General features: G+C 62.3%; 13 protein-coding genes and 1 pseudogene. 5 read left to right on the top strand and 9 right to left on the bottom strand.

The window, feature by feature from the left end; genetic code table 11:
- Nucleotides 1-74: 74 nt before the first annotated feature.
- The 3 genes from efp to J5J83_RS15540 form a co-directional block, all read right to left on the bottom strand.
- Nucleotides 75-632, bottom strand: coding sequence for an elongation factor P (gene efp / locus J5J83_RS15550; protein WP_212350673.1), 558 nt, complete (start codon nt 630-632; stop codon nt 75-77).
- 63 nt (nt 633-695) lie between these two features.
- On the bottom strand, nt 696-1,865 hold the full coding sequence (gene earP, locus J5J83_RS15545; protein ID WP_212350671.1) for an elongation factor P maturation arginine rhamnosyltransferase EarP: 1,170 nt from the start codon (nt 1,863-1,865) through the stop codon (nt 696-698).
- A gap of 296 nt (nt 1,866-2,161) precedes the next feature.
- Complete coding sequence (locus J5J83_RS15540) at nt 2,162-2,896, bottom strand: 16S rRNA pseudouridine(516) synthase (protein WP_212350669.1); 735 nt, start codon at nt 2,894-2,896, stop codon at nt 2,162-2,164.
- Between the two features lie 109 nt (nt 2,897-3,005).
- Here J5J83_RS15540 and J5J83_RS15535 point away from each other — a divergent pair, with 109 nt between their 5' ends.
- Both J5J83_RS15535 and J5J83_RS15530 read left to right on the top strand, forming a co-directional pair.
- Nucleotides 3,006-3,476: an SRPBCC family protein gene (locus J5J83_RS15535; RefSeq protein WP_212350667.1), complete on the top strand. Its 471-nt coding sequence runs from the start codon at nt 3,006-3,008 to the stop codon at nt 3,474-3,476.
- Nucleotides 3,477-3,543: 67 nt separating this feature from the next.
- A complete protein-coding gene (locus J5J83_RS15530) occupies nt 3,544-4,506 on the top strand; it encodes a recombination-associated protein RdgC (RefSeq protein ID WP_212350666.1) in 963 nt (320 codons plus the stop codon).
- A 585-nt stretch (nt 4,507-5,091) separates the two neighbouring features.
- Here the strand turns inward: J5J83_RS15530 and J5J83_RS15525 are convergent.
- From J5J83_RS15525 to J5J83_RS15500, 6 genes and pseudogenes are all read right to left on the bottom strand, one after another.
- On the bottom strand, nt 5,092-5,610 hold the full coding sequence (locus J5J83_RS15525; RefSeq protein ID WP_212350664.1) for a TIGR02281 family clan AA aspartic protease: 519 nt from the start codon (nt 5,608-5,610) through the stop codon (nt 5,092-5,094).
- Nucleotides 5,611-5,630: 20 nt separating this feature from the next.
- Complete coding sequence (locus J5J83_RS15520; protein WP_212350662.1) at nt 5,631-7,238, bottom strand: peptide chain release factor 3; 1,608 nt, start codon at nt 7,236-7,238, stop codon at nt 5,631-5,633.
- 169 nt (nt 7,239-7,407) lie between these two features.
- Complete coding sequence (locus tag J5J83_RS15515; RefSeq protein WP_212350660.1) at nt 7,408-10,011, bottom strand: DNA topoisomerase III; 2,604 nt, start codon at nt 10,009-10,011, stop codon at nt 7,408-7,410.
- Nucleotides 10,012-10,125: 114 nt separating this feature from the next.
- Nucleotides 10,126-10,593: a DUF494 domain-containing protein gene (locus J5J83_RS15510; protein ID WP_212350658.1), complete on the bottom strand. Its 468-nt coding sequence runs from the start codon at nt 10,591-10,593 to the stop codon at nt 10,126-10,128.
- Nucleotides 10,594-10,661: 68 nt separating this feature from the next.
- Nucleotides 10,662-11,843: pseudogene (dprA, locus tag J5J83_RS15505) on the bottom strand (DNA-processing protein DprA).
- Nucleotides 11,840-12,862, bottom strand: a complete 1,023-nt coding sequence (locus J5J83_RS15500) for a LysM peptidoglycan-binding domain-containing protein (protein WP_212350656.1) — start codon at nt 12,860-12,862, stop codon at nt 11,840-11,842. The pseudogene dprA and the gene J5J83_RS15500 overlap by 4 nt, the downstream one beginning before the upstream one ends.
- A 165-nt stretch (nt 12,863-13,027) precedes the next feature.
- Here J5J83_RS15500 and def point away from each other — a divergent pair, with 165 nt between their 5' ends.
- The 3 genes from def to htpX are packed head-to-tail and all read left to right on the top strand — an operon-like array spanning nt 13,028 to nt 15,424.
- On the top strand, nt 13,028-13,531 hold the full coding sequence (gene def / locus J5J83_RS15495) for a peptide deformylase (protein ID WP_212350654.1): 504 nt from the start codon (nt 13,028-13,030) through the stop codon (nt 13,529-13,531).
- A gap of 28 nt (nt 13,532-13,559) precedes the next feature.
- Nucleotides 13,560-14,516, top strand: coding sequence for a methionyl-tRNA formyltransferase (gene fmt, locus J5J83_RS15490; protein ID WP_212350652.1), 957 nt, complete (start codon nt 13,560-13,562; stop codon nt 14,514-14,516).
- Nucleotides 14,517-14,575: 59 nt separating this feature from the next.
- Nucleotides 14,576-15,424, top strand: coding sequence for a zinc metalloprotease HtpX (htpX, locus tag J5J83_RS15485; protein ID WP_212350650.1), 849 nt, complete (start codon nt 14,576-14,578; stop codon nt 15,422-15,424).
- Nucleotides 15,425-15,480: the final 56 nt, after the last annotated feature.

The following is a 15,480-nucleotide window of genomic DNA, read 5'->3' as shown; positions in this document are numbered from 1 at the left end:
AAATACTGTCAGATACTTCCCGTATAGCGTAAAAGCAAGGGGCCCGTCGGGGCCCCTGTTGTCGATCTTGCAGATTACTTCACACGAGCGCGGTATTCGTCGGTGCGGGTATCGATTTCGATTTTGTCGCCGATTTCGACGAAGGCCGGAACCGGCAGTTCGAAACCGGTGCCGATCGTGGCCGGCTTCATGACCTTGCCCGAGGTGTCGCCCTTGACGGCGGGTTCGGTGTAGGTGACTTCGCGCACCACGCTATTGGGCAGTTCGACCGAGATCGCCTTGCCGTTGTAGAACACGACTTCGCAGGCGAGGCCGTCTTCGAGGTATTTGAGCGCATCGGTCATGTTCTCGGCCTCGACTTCGTACTGCTCGTAGTCGGCGTCCATGAACACGTACATCGGGTCGGCGAAGTAGGAGTAGGTCACTTCCTTGCGGTCGAGCTGGACCACTTCGAACTTGTCGTCAGCCTTGTAAACCGACTCCGACGGCGCGCCGGTCAGCAGGTTCTTGAGCTTCATCTTCACGACCGCAGCGTTGCGGCCGGACTTGTTGTACTCGCATTTCTGTACCACCAGCGGGTCGCTGCCGACCATGATGACGTTGCCCGAGCGGAGTTCCTGTGCGGTTTTCATGCTGTGTCCTGAACTTGATGCGGCGCGACCGAAGCCGCAAACCCGATACGAAAGCGCGCGATTCTACCCCCGGACGGCGCGGATGTGGTTGCAGAATTGCGTCAAATTGCTGGCAAGGTCGGTCATGGCCGCCTGTTCTTCGGTCCATTTCCGCGCATGCGCAGCAAGCCCGGGCATGGCCGCTTCGAACGCAGGCCATGCCTCGGCCAGCGATCCACGCCCGTTCCAGGCGTGTGAGAAGGCCTTCAGCGCGGCAATCGATCCGGTGTCGAGGCCCTTGCCGTAGCGTTGCAAAAAAGCATCAAGTTTGCCGACATGGGCATCGTCTTCCTGCGCGTAGATGTGCCACACGAAGGGCGAGGCAGCCCACTGCGCACGGACGAAGGAGTCCTCGCCGCGGACGAAATTGAGATCGCAAGCCCACAGCAGCTGGTCGTAGCCGAGCTGATCGGAGAAGGGCAGCACGGCCAGCGACAGATTGCCCATGCGGCGCTCGGCCCCGGCCTCGAGCAGCGCTTCGCCGAATGCGCGCGCAACATCGCCCAGCACCCGCCCTTCCGGCACCAGCAACAGGATCGGCGTGCTTCCTGCAGCCCACTGCGCGAGCAGCGCGCCCAGTTGCGGCTGCTCATAGGCAAACATCGACATCACCCGCGTGCCCGCTGCCGGCGCGGCAATACCGCGTTCAGCCAGCCATCGATCACGCCCGACGTCGAGCCGCCATCGATCGCGCTGCGCGAGCAGGGCAGACTCACGCAGCAGACCGCCACAACCCGCGTCAAAGCCGGGAAAGAAGAAGTACTTGGTCAGTGGCAGTACCGGATGGGGCGAAGCCAGCCCATGGCAGCCCGCGACCCAGGGCTCGGCCGACAGGTACTCGAGATTGATCCACACCGGCGGTGTCTGCATGGCCGCCATGGCGTCGACATGGTTCGGCGGCAGCGTGCAGGCGAATGCTTCGACGACCACCCTTGCCGGTTCCACCGCCGCGAAGGGTTCGGCCCAGCGGCGGATGTCGACACCCTCGATTTGCGCCTGGTCTGTTGCGGCGCACAGCGACGGACACAGGCGTGAAAACGCTGCCCAGTCATCCACCCAGAGCCTCACCGACAGACCGTGATCGGAGACCAGCGAGCGTGCAAGACGCCAGCACACGCCGATATCCCCAAAGTTATCCACAACTTGACAAAAGATCTCGTAGTCAGGGCGGAAAAGGCCGGGCTTATCGGTCATGAAAGTGAACAAGTCGGTGGATGAAGGCGGCAGAGCTTGTGAACAAGGGGACAAAAGGCAATCGTCGAAGAAACCATGGACAATTCATGCACAACACATTCATGGGTTTATCAACTCGTTTATCAGACCTTGAATGCGGCGCTGCAACAAGCGATAGGCGAGTTATCCACAGATTCCGGGGCAGTGTTTACTTCTTTATCTTTATATTTAAAGAAGTAAACAACAAAACAACCGTCAACCTTGGATCCGAAATCGCAGCCGTCTGACGCTGCCATTTCGGATCCCTCACACGCCGGTCAGGCGTGATCGTAGAGTCGATCGAGATCGTCCTTTTCGAGCCAGCGCCATTGGCCGGGCGCCAGTTGCGGATCCAGTTCAAGTCCGCCCACCCGGCTTCGGTGCAGGGCCTCCACGCGATTGCTGGCTGCGCCGATCATGCGCTTGACCTGGTGGTACTTGCCCTCGCACAGGGTGAGCTGCAGGTTATGCGTGCCGGTCTGGACGCAGGCGGTAGCCGCCACCGGAGCAGGTTCGTCGTGCATCTGCACGCCGGCGAGCAGCGCTGCGATCAGTTCGGTCGTGACTTCGTGCTTGAGCGTGACCTCATAGACTTTCGGCGTGCGCTTCTTGCCCGAACTCCAGTGATGGATGAACTGGCCGTTGTCGGAGAACAGCAGCAGGCCGGTGGTGTCCTGATCGAGCCGGCCGATGCATTGCACACCGCGCAACAGCATCTGCGGCGGCAACAGCTTGAACACCGACGGATGGAAAGTCGGTTTCAGAGAACATTCGTAGCCCGCCGGTTTGTGCAGCACCAGGTAGGCTTCGGCACGATAACGCCAGGATTGATCGCCAACACTGAATTCGATCCCCGGCGCACCGTCGGTGCTGCCGGCTTCGAAATCGGCAAAGGGGTCTTCACAGGGAACGCCGGCCACACTGACATGGCCGGCACGAATGAGGGCACGGCATTCCTTGCGGCTGCCGAAACCCTGGGAATGGAGAAGTCGTTCGATTTGCATGGCTGGCATGGTATCGCGGATGGCGCCAGCGCTTCATCCGATCTCCCCGACAGGCCCCGGCTGCGACGACCACCCGCTCGGGGTAAACTGCAGGGGTGACCGGCCATGGAGACTGTCTTTGAAATTTGAACACCTGATCGAGGTCAACGATCCCGGCAATCCCCTTCTTACGGTCCTCAGCAGGGAGGAGGTCTGGTTCGGCCTGCTGTGCCGCGCGGAGGATTCTCGGCCCTTTCTGCCCGGCCTCGAAAGCTGCACCATTCTCGAACGCAACGAGGACGAACTCATTCGTGAGCTCAACTTCGGCCAGGTCCAGATTCGCGACAGGGTGTGCTTTCGCGAACTCGAGTGGATCAGCTTCGAATCCGAAGCAACGGCCGACCATGCCGGCGGCAAGCTCATGATCCGTATCGAAGAGCCCGAAGCCGGCCTGCTGTTTCTTCGTTTCGTGTATTCCACCAGTCTGCCGGAGGCAAACGGAAGCGAAGAGGCGAAATATGCCGATATCGTTCGTTCGGCCTATCATCAATCCGACATCGACACCATGAAGGTGATCCGCATGATCGCCGAATCGGGTCGTTTGCAGTAAGTCTTTCTTGTCCGGCGCCCGTTGCATGCGCGGCGGGCGCCTTTTCGTTTACATCGGGAAATAAATCATGTGGTTCAAGAACCTGCAGTTGTATCGCCTGCCCGTGGGGTGGGACATGAATGTCGACAAGCTCGAAGAGCAACTGGCCAAGAAGCCTTTTCACCCCTGCGGCAGCCAGGACATGGAAAGTCGTGGCTGGCTGTCGCCGCTCGGTAACGAGGTGCTGGTGCACGCAGTCGGCGGTCAGTGGCTGATCGCGCTGGGGTTCGAGCATCGCCTGCTGCCCTCTGCCGTCGTCAAGCAGGAAGCCGAAGAACGTGCCGCAGAGATGGCCGAGCAACAGGGGTTCAAGCTCGGACGCAAACAGATGAAGGACTTGCGCGAGCAGGTCACGCAGGAACTGATGCCGCGCGCCTTCACTCGTCGCCGTCGTCTTCATGCCTGGATCGACCCGGTTGGCGGCTGGCTGGCAGTAGATGCACCGAGTCAAGCCAGGGCCGAGGACGTCATCGAGGAACTGCGCCACAGCCTCGACAGCTTCCCGCTGACGCTGGTGCGTACCGAGCGCTCGCCGGTGTCGGCGATGGCCGACTGGCTGGCCGGTAACGAGGCCCCGGCCGGTTTCAGCATCGATCAGGACTGCGAATTGCGTTCGATCACCGAAGACAAGGCGGCCGTGCGCTATGTCCGTCACCCCCTGGAAGGCGACGAAATCAAGGGCCATCTCGAAGCCGGCAAGCTGCCTACGCGTCTGGCCCTGACCTTTGACGACCGGGTGAGCTTCGTGCTCACCGACAAACTCGAGATCAAGCGCATCGATTTCCTCGATGTGGTGCGCGACCAGATCGACGGCCAGGCCGAAGACGCAGAGGCACTCTTCAATGCGGAGTTCGCCTTGATGACTGGCGAACTGAGCCTGTTGCTGCCGGCTGTCGTCGAGGCCCTGGGTGGGGAACTGAAGCAGGAAGCCACTACGGAAACGCACTCGTCGGTCGTGACGCAGTCGGCTGCAGGCGATCCGCCGTTCTGATTCTGCTCGACGGTGTAAGTGCCTGGTAGAAGGTGCCGTCGCGTATGCGGCGGCATTTTTTTGCCTGTGTTCTGGGTGTACACAGTATTTAAAGATTTAAAAGACTATAAAGATAATAGTGACCATAAATCTGTGGATAACCGTATTTTACGTTTTGAAAACATATATTTGAATGACTCGTAAACGTGTGTACAGCACCCTGGTAAACGACAGGGTCATTTGTTGATGAAATTTCCGCCTCGCACGTTTTCCCGACTTGTCCACAATCTGCACCGGGTGTGAATAACAGCTTATACAGACGCCGTTGCAGCATGTGCGGATGCGATGGGGACGTGGGCCACGCACCTGGGGATGCCTGTTGAAAGGATGGAAGCAGGGCACCGAGTTGCCGGATCGGCAAAGGAGGCGCGATACGCCGATTCAGCCCCGCAGGCGGCCTCGATTACGAGCTCACAGGCCGGGGGGTGGATACTGCTGGCTAATCGCCTCAGCGGGCTGTCCTGAGGTCGCCATTGACGCGTGGGCAAGCGACTGACAATGGCACTCAGGTGCGGTGACCGTAAGGCAGGCAGGTGCGACGGATGATCAGCGCGGCGCCCGCAGGATCAGCGTGTCGCCGCGCTGAACGAATTCGAGATGCCTGAGCACGTTCATGCCAAGCAGGATTTGTTCGTCGGTCATGCCTGGATTGAGGTTGGCGCGGATCTGGCGGACGACGAAGGGACCGAGCACCAGTTCGTCGATGACGGTCATGCGTACGGTGATGTTGCCGTTGGCAGTCGATACCTGCGCTGGCGAGCCGGGTTGCAGCTCCAGGACGGGCCCCAGGCGGGCCGGAATGGAGACCTGGGTGGCGCCGGTGTCCAGCAGGAAAGAGACCGGCTGACCGTTGATGGTGCCGGGGGCGATGTAATGCCCCATGCGGTTGCGCTGCAGTACGAGCTCGCCGCTGCCTGGCACGATTTCGACATTGCGGTTGGGATTGAGCCTGCGCTCGACCTGGTCGGCAAAGAACAGCCACAGCACGCCCAGCAGGGCGAACGCGGCAAGCCAGGACATGATGCGCCCGAGGCGGCGGGTATCGTGCTGCTCGGGCGCCTGCATCGTTCAGCCGGCGTTCGGCCTCAGGCGAGCACCTGGCCGTGCTCGCGGGTGGCGTGGAAGCCGACCTTCGGCCACTTTTCCATGGTCACAGCGAGGTTGTAGCGGCTGGTGGCGAGATAGACGATGTTGCCGTCCACGTCCTTGCCCAGGCGCATGGCCTGCTCGTATTCGAAATTGCGTCGTGTGAGATCGTCAGGGAAGGTCAGCCAGCGTGCGGTGTGAATGTCGGCCGACTCGAAAATCGCATCGACCTTGTACTCGTCCTTCAGGCGCTGGGCGACGACCTCGAACTGCAGCTGACCGACGGCGCCGAGCAGCATCTGGCCGCCTTCCTGCTCGAATACCTGGATGGCGCCCTCCTCGCCGAGCTCCTGCAGGCCTTTCTGCAGCTGCTTGGACTTGAGCGGATCGCGCAGGCGTGCGGCGCGGAACATTTCCGGCGAAAAATAGGGAATGCCCTTGAAGCCGAGGACCTCGCCTTCGGTCAGGGTGTCGCCGATCTGCAGTTGGCCGTGGTTGTGGATGCCGATGATGTCGCCGGCGACGCCGTCGTCCTTGAGCACGCGCTCGTTGGCCATGAAGGTCAGCGCATTGGCCAGCTTCATGTCGCGTCCGGCGCGCACATGCTTCACTTTCATGCCCGAGCTGTAGCGGCCGGAGCAGATGCGGAAGAAGGCGATGCGGTCGCGGTGCTTCGGGTCCATGTTGGCCTGGATCTTGAACACGAAGCCGGTGAATGGCGCTTCGGCCGGCTCGACCATGCGCTTGCCGGCGTCGCGCGGTTGCGGCGGCGGTGCCCAGTCGATCAGCGCCTGCAGGATCTCCTGCACGCCGAAGTTGTTGATACCGGAGCCGAAGAACACCGGGCTCTGGCGACCGGCGAGGAATTCTTCGAGTTCGAACGGGGGCGAGGCATCGTTGAGCAGTTCGACCGCTTCGCGCACCTGGCCGATCTCCATCGGGAACAACTCGTCGAGCAGCGGGTTGTTGATGTCCTTGATGACCTCGGCGTCGCTGCGCTTCTCTTCGCCCGAGGTGAAACGCAGCACGGCGTCGTTGAGCAGGTGGTAGACGCCCCGAAAGGCCTTGCCCATGCCGATTGGCCAGCTTACCGGCGCACACTGGATCTTGAGTACGTCCTCGATCTCGGACAGCAGCTCGAAGGGCTCGCGCACTTCGCGGTCCATCTTGTTGACGAAGGTGATGATCGGCGTGTTGCGCAGGCGGCAGACATCGAGCAGCTTGATCGTCTGCGCTTCCACCCCCTTTGCGGCGTCGATCACCATCACCGCCGCATCGACTGCGGTCAGCACGCGATAGGTGTCTTCCGAGAAGTCTTCGTGGCCCGGGGTGTCGAGCAGGTTGATGGTGTTGCCCTGGTACTCGAACTGCATCACCGAGCTGGTGACCGAAATGCCGCGCTGTTTTTCCACTTCCATCCAGTCGGAGGTGGCGTGGCGCGCCGACTTGCGCGCCTTCACCGTGCCGGCGAGCTGGATCGCACCGCCGAACAGCAACAGCTTTTCGGTCAGCGTGGTCTTGCCGGCGTCAGGGTGGGAAATGATGGCGAAGGTACGGCGCTTCTGGACATCGCGCAGCAATTCGGGCGGGAAGGGGGTATCGGCCATGGGAGATCCGCAAAAAACAAAGCCGCCGGCCCGATGGGGCGAGGCGGGAACAGGCACGATTCTATCAAGGAACCGCGACTGATCGTGGCGAACCGCCAAGTCCGGATGCAGCGAGCTGTCCCGCGACCGTCACGCGCCCTTGGGCGCCTCTGGTCACGGGACTGTCTGGTCAGGCGGATTTCTTGGTTGCGCGCTTGCGCGGCGCGGGTTTTTTCGCAGCTGCCTCACTGTCGTCGGCAGTTTCTGAGGCGCTAGCCTTGGTGGCGGCGGCCTTGCTTGCCGCAGTCTTCGCCGTACCGGCTTTCGGTGCCTTGGCCTCGAATTCGAAGCCCACCTTGCCGTCCTTTCCGCGCACCAAGTAAGCGGAGAACTTGCGTCGCGTGCGCGCGGATACGAAGCCCTTGAGCAGTTCGGTCTTGCCTTCGGTCAGCAGCTTGCTCATCTGCTCGCGTTCGATCGGCTGCTGCAGGATGACCTTGCCGGAGCGGAAATCGCAGCTCTTGCCCGGTCCGACGGATTTCTCGCACACATAGGCCATGCCGTGCTCGAACACGCGTGACTGGCATTTCGGGCAACTGCCGATACTCACCTGCGCGGAGAAATCGACCGGTTCGGCGTCCTCGCCTTCCTTGGGCTGGCCGAAGTCGAACGTGGGCTGCTTGTCTTCGTTGAGCACGATGTCGGCGTTGAACAGGCGCCCCATCTTGTTGCGGAAGCCGAGCAGCGGCCCGACCTTGCCTTCGCGCAGCAGGGTTTCGATTTCTTCGATCTCGAACTGGCGCCCGGCAACGATCTTCCAGGTGCTCCAGTCGCACGACTGGCAGGCGAATTTCTTGTAGTTCTCTTTCACCACACCGCCGCATTTCGGGCACGGTGTGGCCAGGGTGACGAAATCGCCCGGCACGGTATCGGACTCGAAGCGCTTGGCACGCTCGACGACTTCGCGCGTCATCTCGGCGATTTCGTTCATGAAGGCTTCGCGCGACAGCTCGCCACGTTCCATGCGCGACAGCTTGTGTTCCCAGCCACCGGTCAGTTCGGGAGAGGTCAGCGCCGACACGCCGAGGCCCTTGAGCAGCGTGATCAGCGAGAAGGCCTTGGCGCTGGGAATCAGCTCGCGGCCGTCACGGTGGATGTACTGCTCGGCGATCAGGCCTTCGATGATCTGCGCCCGTGTCGCTGGCGTACCCAGGCCGCGGTCGGCCATGGCGGCACGCAGTTCCTCGTCGTCGACCATCTTGCCCGCGCCCTCCATCGCCGACAGCAGCGTCGCTTCGTTGAAGCGCGCGGGCGGCTTGGTCTGCAAGGCCTTGACCAGGATGTCCTCGGTGGACACGGTCTCGTTGGGCTGCACGGCGACCAGCTGGGCGCCACCGCCTTCCTTGCTGTCCTTGCCACCTTCGTCGGAGGTGCCTTCCTTGCCATAGACGGCAAGCCAGCCGGCATTGACCAGGACCTTGCCCTCGGTCTTGAAGGCTTCGCCCTCGACGCGGGTGATGCGGGTGGTGATCTGGTATTCGGCGGCCGGGTAGAACACGGCCAGGAAACGGCGGGTGACCAGATCGTAGATCTTCTGTTCGGCTTCGGACAGCGACTTCGGCGCCGCGCCGGTGGGAATGATGGCGAAGTGGTCGGAAATCTTGGCGTTGTTGAAGATGCGCTTGTTCGGCTTGACCCAGCCCTTTCTCGCAATCTCGTTGGCGAAGGGGGCATATTCGATCGGCAGGCCCTTCATCACCTCGGGCACGGTGCCGACGTAGTCTTCCGGCAACGCGCGCGCATCGGTACGCGGGTAGGTCAGCACCTTGTGCTTTTCGTACAGGGCCTGCGCAAGCTGCAACGTGACGCGGGCGGAGAAGCCGAAACGGCCGTTGGCTTCGCGCTGCAGGCTGGTCAGATCGAACAGCATCGGCGACAGCTGGGTGGACGGCTTGGCCTCTTCACTGACCTGGCCAGGCTTGCCTTCGCACTTGGCGCGGATGGCCTCGGCGCTGGCCGCATCCCACAGCCGGTGCGCGTTGGCGTGCTCGTCGCCCTCGACCTTCCTGAACTTCTCGTCGAGCCAGCGCCCGGTGTATTCGCCGGCCTTGCAGCCGAAGGTGGCCTCGAGCTCCCAGTAGTCGCGCGGTTTGAACTTGCGGATGCGGTCTTCACGTTCGACGACGATGGCCAGCGTCGGCGTTTGCACGCGGCCGACCGTGGTGAGATGAAAGCCACCGGTCTTGGAGTTGAACGCGGTCATCGCTCGGGTGCCGTTGATGCCGATCAGCCAGTCGCTTTCGGCGCGGCAGATGGCGGCATTGCGTAGTCCTTCGACATCGCGTGCCGCACGCAGGTTGGCAAAACCGTCGCGGATCGAGTTCGCCGTCATCGACTGCAGCCACAGGCGCTGCATCGGCTTGCCGGTGCCCGCATGCTGGGCGATGAAGTTGAAGATCAGTTCGCCTTCGCGTCCCGCGTCACAGGCGTTGATGAGGCCGGTGACATCCTTGCGCTTGATCAGTCGCGTCAGCAGCTTGAGGCGATCCTCTGTCTTCTCGATCGGCTTGATCGCGAAATGCGGCGGAATCACCGGCAGATGGGCAAACGTCCATTTGCCACGCTTGACCTCGTATTCCTCGGGTACCGCCAGTTCGAGGAGGTGGCCCACAGCCGAAGACAGGACATACTCTTCCGATTCGAAGTAGTCCTTTTCCTTGGTGAAGCCACCCAGCGCGCGGGCGATATCCTGCGCGACGGAGGGTTTTTCCGCGATGATTAGTTGCTTGCTCATGCCGGCTTGGCCGCTGCGGAGCACCCGGAAAGGTGTCCGTCCGATAGGTTGTAGAGCGGCGGATGATAAAGACGCCGCCGGAAGACTTGCAAGCGATCTGGATGCAATGCGCGCTTAATGGAATACCGGTTGATAGTCTTCATCGTCGCCCGAAAGCAGTTCGTCGATGATCAATCCATCCACCGGGTGCTCCTGCTGCCACAGCACCATCAGCACGATGACCTTGAGCCGGTTCAACGTGATGTTGAAGTCACCCAGGGCCATGGCACGCTCGACGATCAATTCGCGCTTGCCGGCATCGAGCACGCCTGCCGCCTCGAGAAAGGCGATGAATCCCCTGCATTCGGGATTGAGATGCGCAATCTCTTCGTCGGCATAGATGCGGATCGAACCGGCAGTGGGTGCAGTGCAGGGTTCGGTGGCTTCGGTCACGCGGCGCAGACCGGCAAGCCAGTCGAGCGCTTCGTTGATTTCCTCGTCCTCGAAGCCGGCAGCCGACAGCTTGCGTGCGAGCTGATCGGTGGCCGGGCAGGCATCGGCGTGGATATAGCTTTCGAAGAGGTATACAAGAACGTCGAACATGATGACCTCCCGGAATGAGCCTGACGATTCAAACGGCCGCACACGGCGACCTTCGCGAACGCCGGGCACTAGGCCCGAGCGGGCGCTCCCTTTCTGTGGAGGCGCTGGAACCGGCCACCGGGCAGACGGCTGATCAGTGACGCCAGTTCCATGGGCAGCAGGATGGCGTACAGCGCATCGACCGTCAAGCCACAGCGCAAGGCAAGACTGTCGATATCGAGCGCTTCGTCACCCAGCGCAGCGAGCACGTTCTGCGTATCGGCATCGAGTGCAAACCCCTGCTGCAGGGGAATTTCCGGGTCGCTCCGGGTGTCGTTTCCGGTTTTCGGGCGTGCAATGGGCGGCATAGCACCCATTCGTCCGCGCAACTCCTCGAGCACGTCTTCGGCGGTTTCAACCAGCTTGGCGCCGTCGCGGATGAGGCGGTGACAGCCTCTTGCCAGCGGCGAGTGGATGGAACCCGGTATGGCGAAGACTTCGCGCCCGCTCTCGGTTGCGAGACGGGCCGTGATCAGCGATCCACTGCCAATGGCGGCTTCGACCACCAGCACGCCGTGACTGAGGCCCGCGATCAGGCGATTGCGGCGCGGGAAGTTATGGCGCAGTGGCGGCGTACCGAGCGCGAATTCGCTGACGATTGCGCCATTGGCCGCGATATCGCGCGCCAGTGCGGCATTGCCCGACGGGTAGATGCGATCGGCGCCGGTACCGATGACGGCGATCGTGCCACCGTCACTCCCTGACAATGCGCCGCGATGTGCCGCCGCGTCGATACCGAGGGCGAGCCCGCTGACGATGGTGAGATGCGCATCGCTCAGGCTACGGGAGAAGGCCTCGGCATTCGCCATGCCCTAGGCGGTGGCGGAGCGCGCACCCACGACTGCAAGCGCAGGGCGGTTGAGCAGGGCCAGATTGCCCTTGACGTAGAGCACGACAGGTGGATCGGCGATGTCGAGCAGCGCTTGGGGATAGTCGCTGTCGGCCAGGGTCAGGATGCAATTTCCGGCTTCCGCGCTCCATGAAATGGCCGATTCGATGGCCTGCCTGTCGGGTGGTGCGAGGACGATGTCCGCAGCCTCGTGACCGACGACGCTGGCGATGGCACTGCGGTCGCGGGAGAAGATCCCGCCGGGCAGCCCGAATGCGGCCAGCAGCCGGCGCTGACGATCGGCGCCCAGTCCGGGCGCCAGCGCCAGTCGCAGCCAAGCGGCGAGTGCTTCGGTATCTGCCGCGGGTGAGGTCTGACTCAGGGCTTGCGGACGCCGTCGGCGATGGTGACCGTACCGTCGGAATCCATCACCAGCGCGTAGGAGACGCGATCGAAAGTACGGAATACGAACACCAGTCCGTACCGTTTCTCGGGCAACTGGAAGGTCTCCTTGCCGTCATCGTCCTTATATTCGGCGATGCCGCGATTGCGATACAGCGCCAGCACATGGCCGCGCTCGATACCGTCGCGTTCGCCGACGTTGAGCGCAATCACATTGAGCTTGCCGGTTTCGGTGACGCCGCGATAGATCGACATGACGCGCCCATCGACGGCATTCTCCGGCGCGTGCGGAACATAGGAGAAGACGTTCGGACGCTCGCTCGGCAGCATCAGGTCGCCCACGCCGATTTCCTCGACCGCATCGACGATTTCCAGCGTTGCAGGATTGGTGTGCTCGGTGACCCGCGCCGCACCGAGGTAGGCCGCTTCGTAGGCGATGATCTCGCCCGTCATCGGATCTTTCATCGGTGTGACCGGGCGGAAGATCTGCCAGACGTCAGCGTCCTCACGCACGTTCTTGGCAAAGACCGTATCGCCGGTGGCCATGAACACCCGGCTCACATCGGTGGCGACGATGGTTGCCGCACCCTGCAGGCGGGCCTCGTCCACGACCAGCGGCTTGTTCAGGAAGGGCTCGATCACGTTGAGCGGAATGCTGGGCAGCGCATTCGCGATCGATTCCTCATAGACCTGCGGGAAGAGCTTCTCGGTACCGATGCGCTTGCCGATGCTCAGCCACGGACCGCTGCGATCGAGATGCACGATCTGGCCGGGATAGATCAGATGCGGGTTACGGATCTGGTCGCGGTTCATGCGCCAGACTTCCGGCCAGCGCCAGGGCTGTTTGAGGAAGCGCCCGGAGATACCCCACAACGTGTCGCCCTTGACCACGGTGTATGAGTCCGGGGCGTCGTCGGCAAGCTCGGCGCCCTGTGCGGCAGCCGTGTTGCTGACGAGGGTCGCAATGCAGACGATGAGAGGGAATATAATTCGTATCATTGCTCGCTTCCAGTTGATGCGGGACGGCGCAGGCCGGCTCGGAACGCTAGTGGCTGGCGAGCGTCGAAGTATTCATACCCCAACACGACGTCAGGCGCAGCACATGGTCATTCATGTCAAAGCGCTTGAAATTCTGCACTTAAAGGCTTATCGCGGCAAGCATTTATGGCTCTACTTCCTATACTCCGTTTTCCCGATCCCCGTCTTCATACACGCGCGGCCAAGGTTGCCGTCGTGGACGATTCCATCCGTCAGCTGGTCAGGGATATGGCCGAGACCATGTACGAGGCGCCCGGCATCGGTCTGGCCGCCACGCAGGTCGATGTGCATAAGCGCGTGGTCGTGATCGACGTCAGCGAGGACCAGAGCGGACTGATGGTGTTCATCAATGCCGAGATCGTCGAACGCAGCGGCGAGCAGGTGTGCGAAGAGGGCTGCCTGTCGGTTCCCGGCATCTACGAGAAGGTGACTCGTGCCGAACGGGTCAAGGTGAAGGCGCTCAATGAAAACGGCGAAGCGTTCGAGCTCGAGGCCGAAGGCCTGCTTGCCGTGTGTATCCAGCATGAACTGGATCACCTCGATGGCAAGGTGTTCGTCGAATACCTGTCTCAGCTCAAGCTTTCCCGGATCAAGAACCGCCTGGCCAAGAAAGCCCGCATTACCGCGTGATCGCGCCGGACCCACGATACCGATGACAATGAACACACCATTGCGCGTTGCCTTTGCCGGTACGCCGGCGTTTGCTGCACGCGCGCTCGAGGCGATCATCGACGCCGGTTTCGATGTGCCGCTGGTACTCACACAGCCTGATCGACCGGCTGGCCGTGGCATGAAACTGACCCCGAGTGCGGTCAAGCAGATTGCGCTCAAGCACGGGATCGAGGTCGATCAGCCCGAGCGTCTGCGTACCGTCGAGCAGCGCGCACGTCTGGCCGCGAGCACGCCGGATGTGCTGGTGGTGGCGGCCTACGGCCTGATCCTTCCGCCGGCGGTGCTGCAACTGCCGCGTCTGGGCTGTCTCAACATTCATGCGTCCCTGCTGCCGCGCTGGCGCGGCGCGGCACCGATTCACCGCGCGATCGAAGCTGGGGACCGCGAGACCGGCATCACCATCATGCAGATGGATGAGGGGCTGGACACCGGGCCGATGCTGATGCGGCATGCGTTGTCCATTGCGGCGGACGATACCACCGGCAGCCTGCATGACAAGCTGGCCGAACTGGGCGCGACCAGTATCGTCGAGGCCCTGCGCCTGTTGCCCGCGGGCGGGCTGGTCGCCGAAGTGCAGCCGCTCGACGGCGTCACCTATGCGAGCAAGATCGGCCGCAACGATGCCGAGATCGACTGGCGGCGTCCGGCGCGCGACATCGAATGTGCGGTGCGCGCATTCAATCCGTTTCCGGGCGCAGTCGGGCATCTGCGCGGCAACCTGATCAAGTTGTGGTCGGCACGGATCGTCGATGCCCAAGGTGTGCCTGGCGAGGTGCTCCAGGCCGATGAGGCCGGTGTGGTGGTTGCCTGTGGCGATGGCGCGCTGTGCTTTACCGAATTGCAGCGTTCCGGCAGCCGACGGATGGGGGCCGGGGAATTCCTGCGCGGTTTCGCAGTCAATGCGGGTGAAACGTTTAGCCTGGAGAATCCGGCAGCTGCTTGATTTTTCGAGGTTTGGCCCCACGTATCGCGCAACCCCAACGTTCTGAAGGAACACGAACAATGTTTGGAAACTGGATCAAGACCTCCATCCTGATGGCTGGCATCGTTGCCCTGTTCGGCGTCGTCGGTGGTGCCATCGGCGGCCAGCAGGGCATGCTCATCGCCCTGCTGCTGGGCGGTGGCATGAACCTGTGGGCCTACTGGTTCTCCGACAAGGCCGTGCTCAAGATGTACAACGCCCGTCAGGTCGACGAGAGCACTTCGCCCTATCTCTACAACATGGTGGGCGATCTGGCGCGGCGCGCCGGCCTGCCCATGCCCAAGGTCTATATCATCGACGAGGACCAGCCCAACGCCTTTGCCACCGGCCGTAACCCCGACCATGCCGCGGTGGCGGCCACCTCGGGCATCATCCGCATGCTCTCCGAGCGCGAGCTGCGCGGTGTGATGGCGCACGAACTGGCACACGTGAAGAACCGTGACATCCTGATCTCCACGATTTCGGCCACCGTGGCCGGCGCGATTTCCTCGCTTGCGCAGTTCGGCATGTTCTTCGGCGGATCGCGCGATGGTGAAGACCGTCCGAATCCGATCGTGTCGATCATCGTCATGCTGATGGCGCCGATTGCCGGCATGCTCATCCAGATGGCGATCAGTCGCACCCGCGAGTTCGGTGCCGATCGCGGTGGTGCCGAGATCTCCGGCGATCCCGATGCGCTCGCCAGCGCGCTGACCAAGATCGACGCCTACGCGCGCGGGATTCCGATGCATGCGGCCGAGGCGCATCCCGAGACCGCGCAGATGATGATCATGAACCCGCTGTCCGGTGGCGGCTTGCGCGGGCTGTTTTCCACGCACCCCGCCACTGCGGAGCGTGTCGCCAAGTTGCGCGCGATGCGACGGGCATGATGCCTGCCGCCTGAGGGTGGCGTGTGCATGATCGGGGCAGGTGGTCCGGGCACGGA

The sequence above is a fragment of the Azoarcus sp. L1K30 genome, assembly GCF_018122735.1.
Taxonomy (GTDB): domain Bacteria; phylum Pseudomonadota; class Gammaproteobacteria; order Burkholderiales; family Rhodocyclaceae; genus Parazoarcus.
Note: the sequence above shows the minus strand (reverse complement) of the source record. Positions and strands in the feature narration are given on the sequence as shown.

Excerpts from the sequence above, each read along its gene's own strand:
- efp (WP_212350673.1), bottom strand. The coding sequence starts at position 632 with ATGAAAACCGCACAGGAACTCCGCTCGGGCAACGTCATCATGGTCGGC.
- earP (WP_212350671.1), bottom strand. The coding sequence starts at position 1,865 with ATGACCGATAAGCCCGGCCTTTTCCGCCCTGACTACGAGATCTTTTGT.
- J5J83_RS15540 (WP_212350669.1), bottom strand. The coding sequence starts at position 2,896 with ATGCCAGCCATGCAAATCGAACGACTTCTCCATTCCCAGGGTTTCGGC.
- J5J83_RS15530 (WP_212350666.1), top strand. The coding sequence starts at position 3,544 with ATGTGGTTCAAGAACCTGCAGTTGTATCGCCTGCCCGTGGGGTGGGAC.
- J5J83_RS15525 (WP_212350664.1), bottom strand. The coding sequence starts at position 5,610 with ATGCAGGCGCCCGAGCAGCACGATACCCGCCGCCTCGGGCGCATCATG.
- J5J83_RS15520 (WP_212350662.1), bottom strand. The coding sequence starts at position 7,238 with ATGGCCGATACCCCCTTCCCGCCCGAATTGCTGCGCGATGTCCAGAAG.
- J5J83_RS15515 (WP_212350660.1), bottom strand. The coding sequence starts at position 10,011 with ATGAGCAAGCAACTAATCATCGCGGAAAAACCCTCCGTCGCGCAGGAT.
- J5J83_RS15510 (WP_212350658.1), bottom strand. The coding sequence starts at position 10,593 with ATGTTCGACGTTCTTGTATACCTCTTCGAAAGCTATATCCACGCCGAT.
- J5J83_RS15500 (WP_212350656.1), bottom strand. The coding sequence starts at position 12,862 with ATGATACGAATTATATTCCCTCTCATCGTCTGCATTGCGACCCTCGTC.
- def (WP_212350654.1), top strand. The coding sequence starts at position 13,028 with ATGGCTCTACTTCCTATACTCCGTTTTCCCGATCCCCGTCTTCATACA.
- fmt (WP_212350652.1), top strand. The coding sequence starts at position 13,560 with ATGAACACACCATTGCGCGTTGCCTTTGCCGGTACGCCGGCGTTTGCT.
- htpX (WP_212350650.1), top strand. The coding sequence starts at position 14,576 with ATGTTTGGAAACTGGATCAAGACCTCCATCCTGATGGCTGGCATCGTT.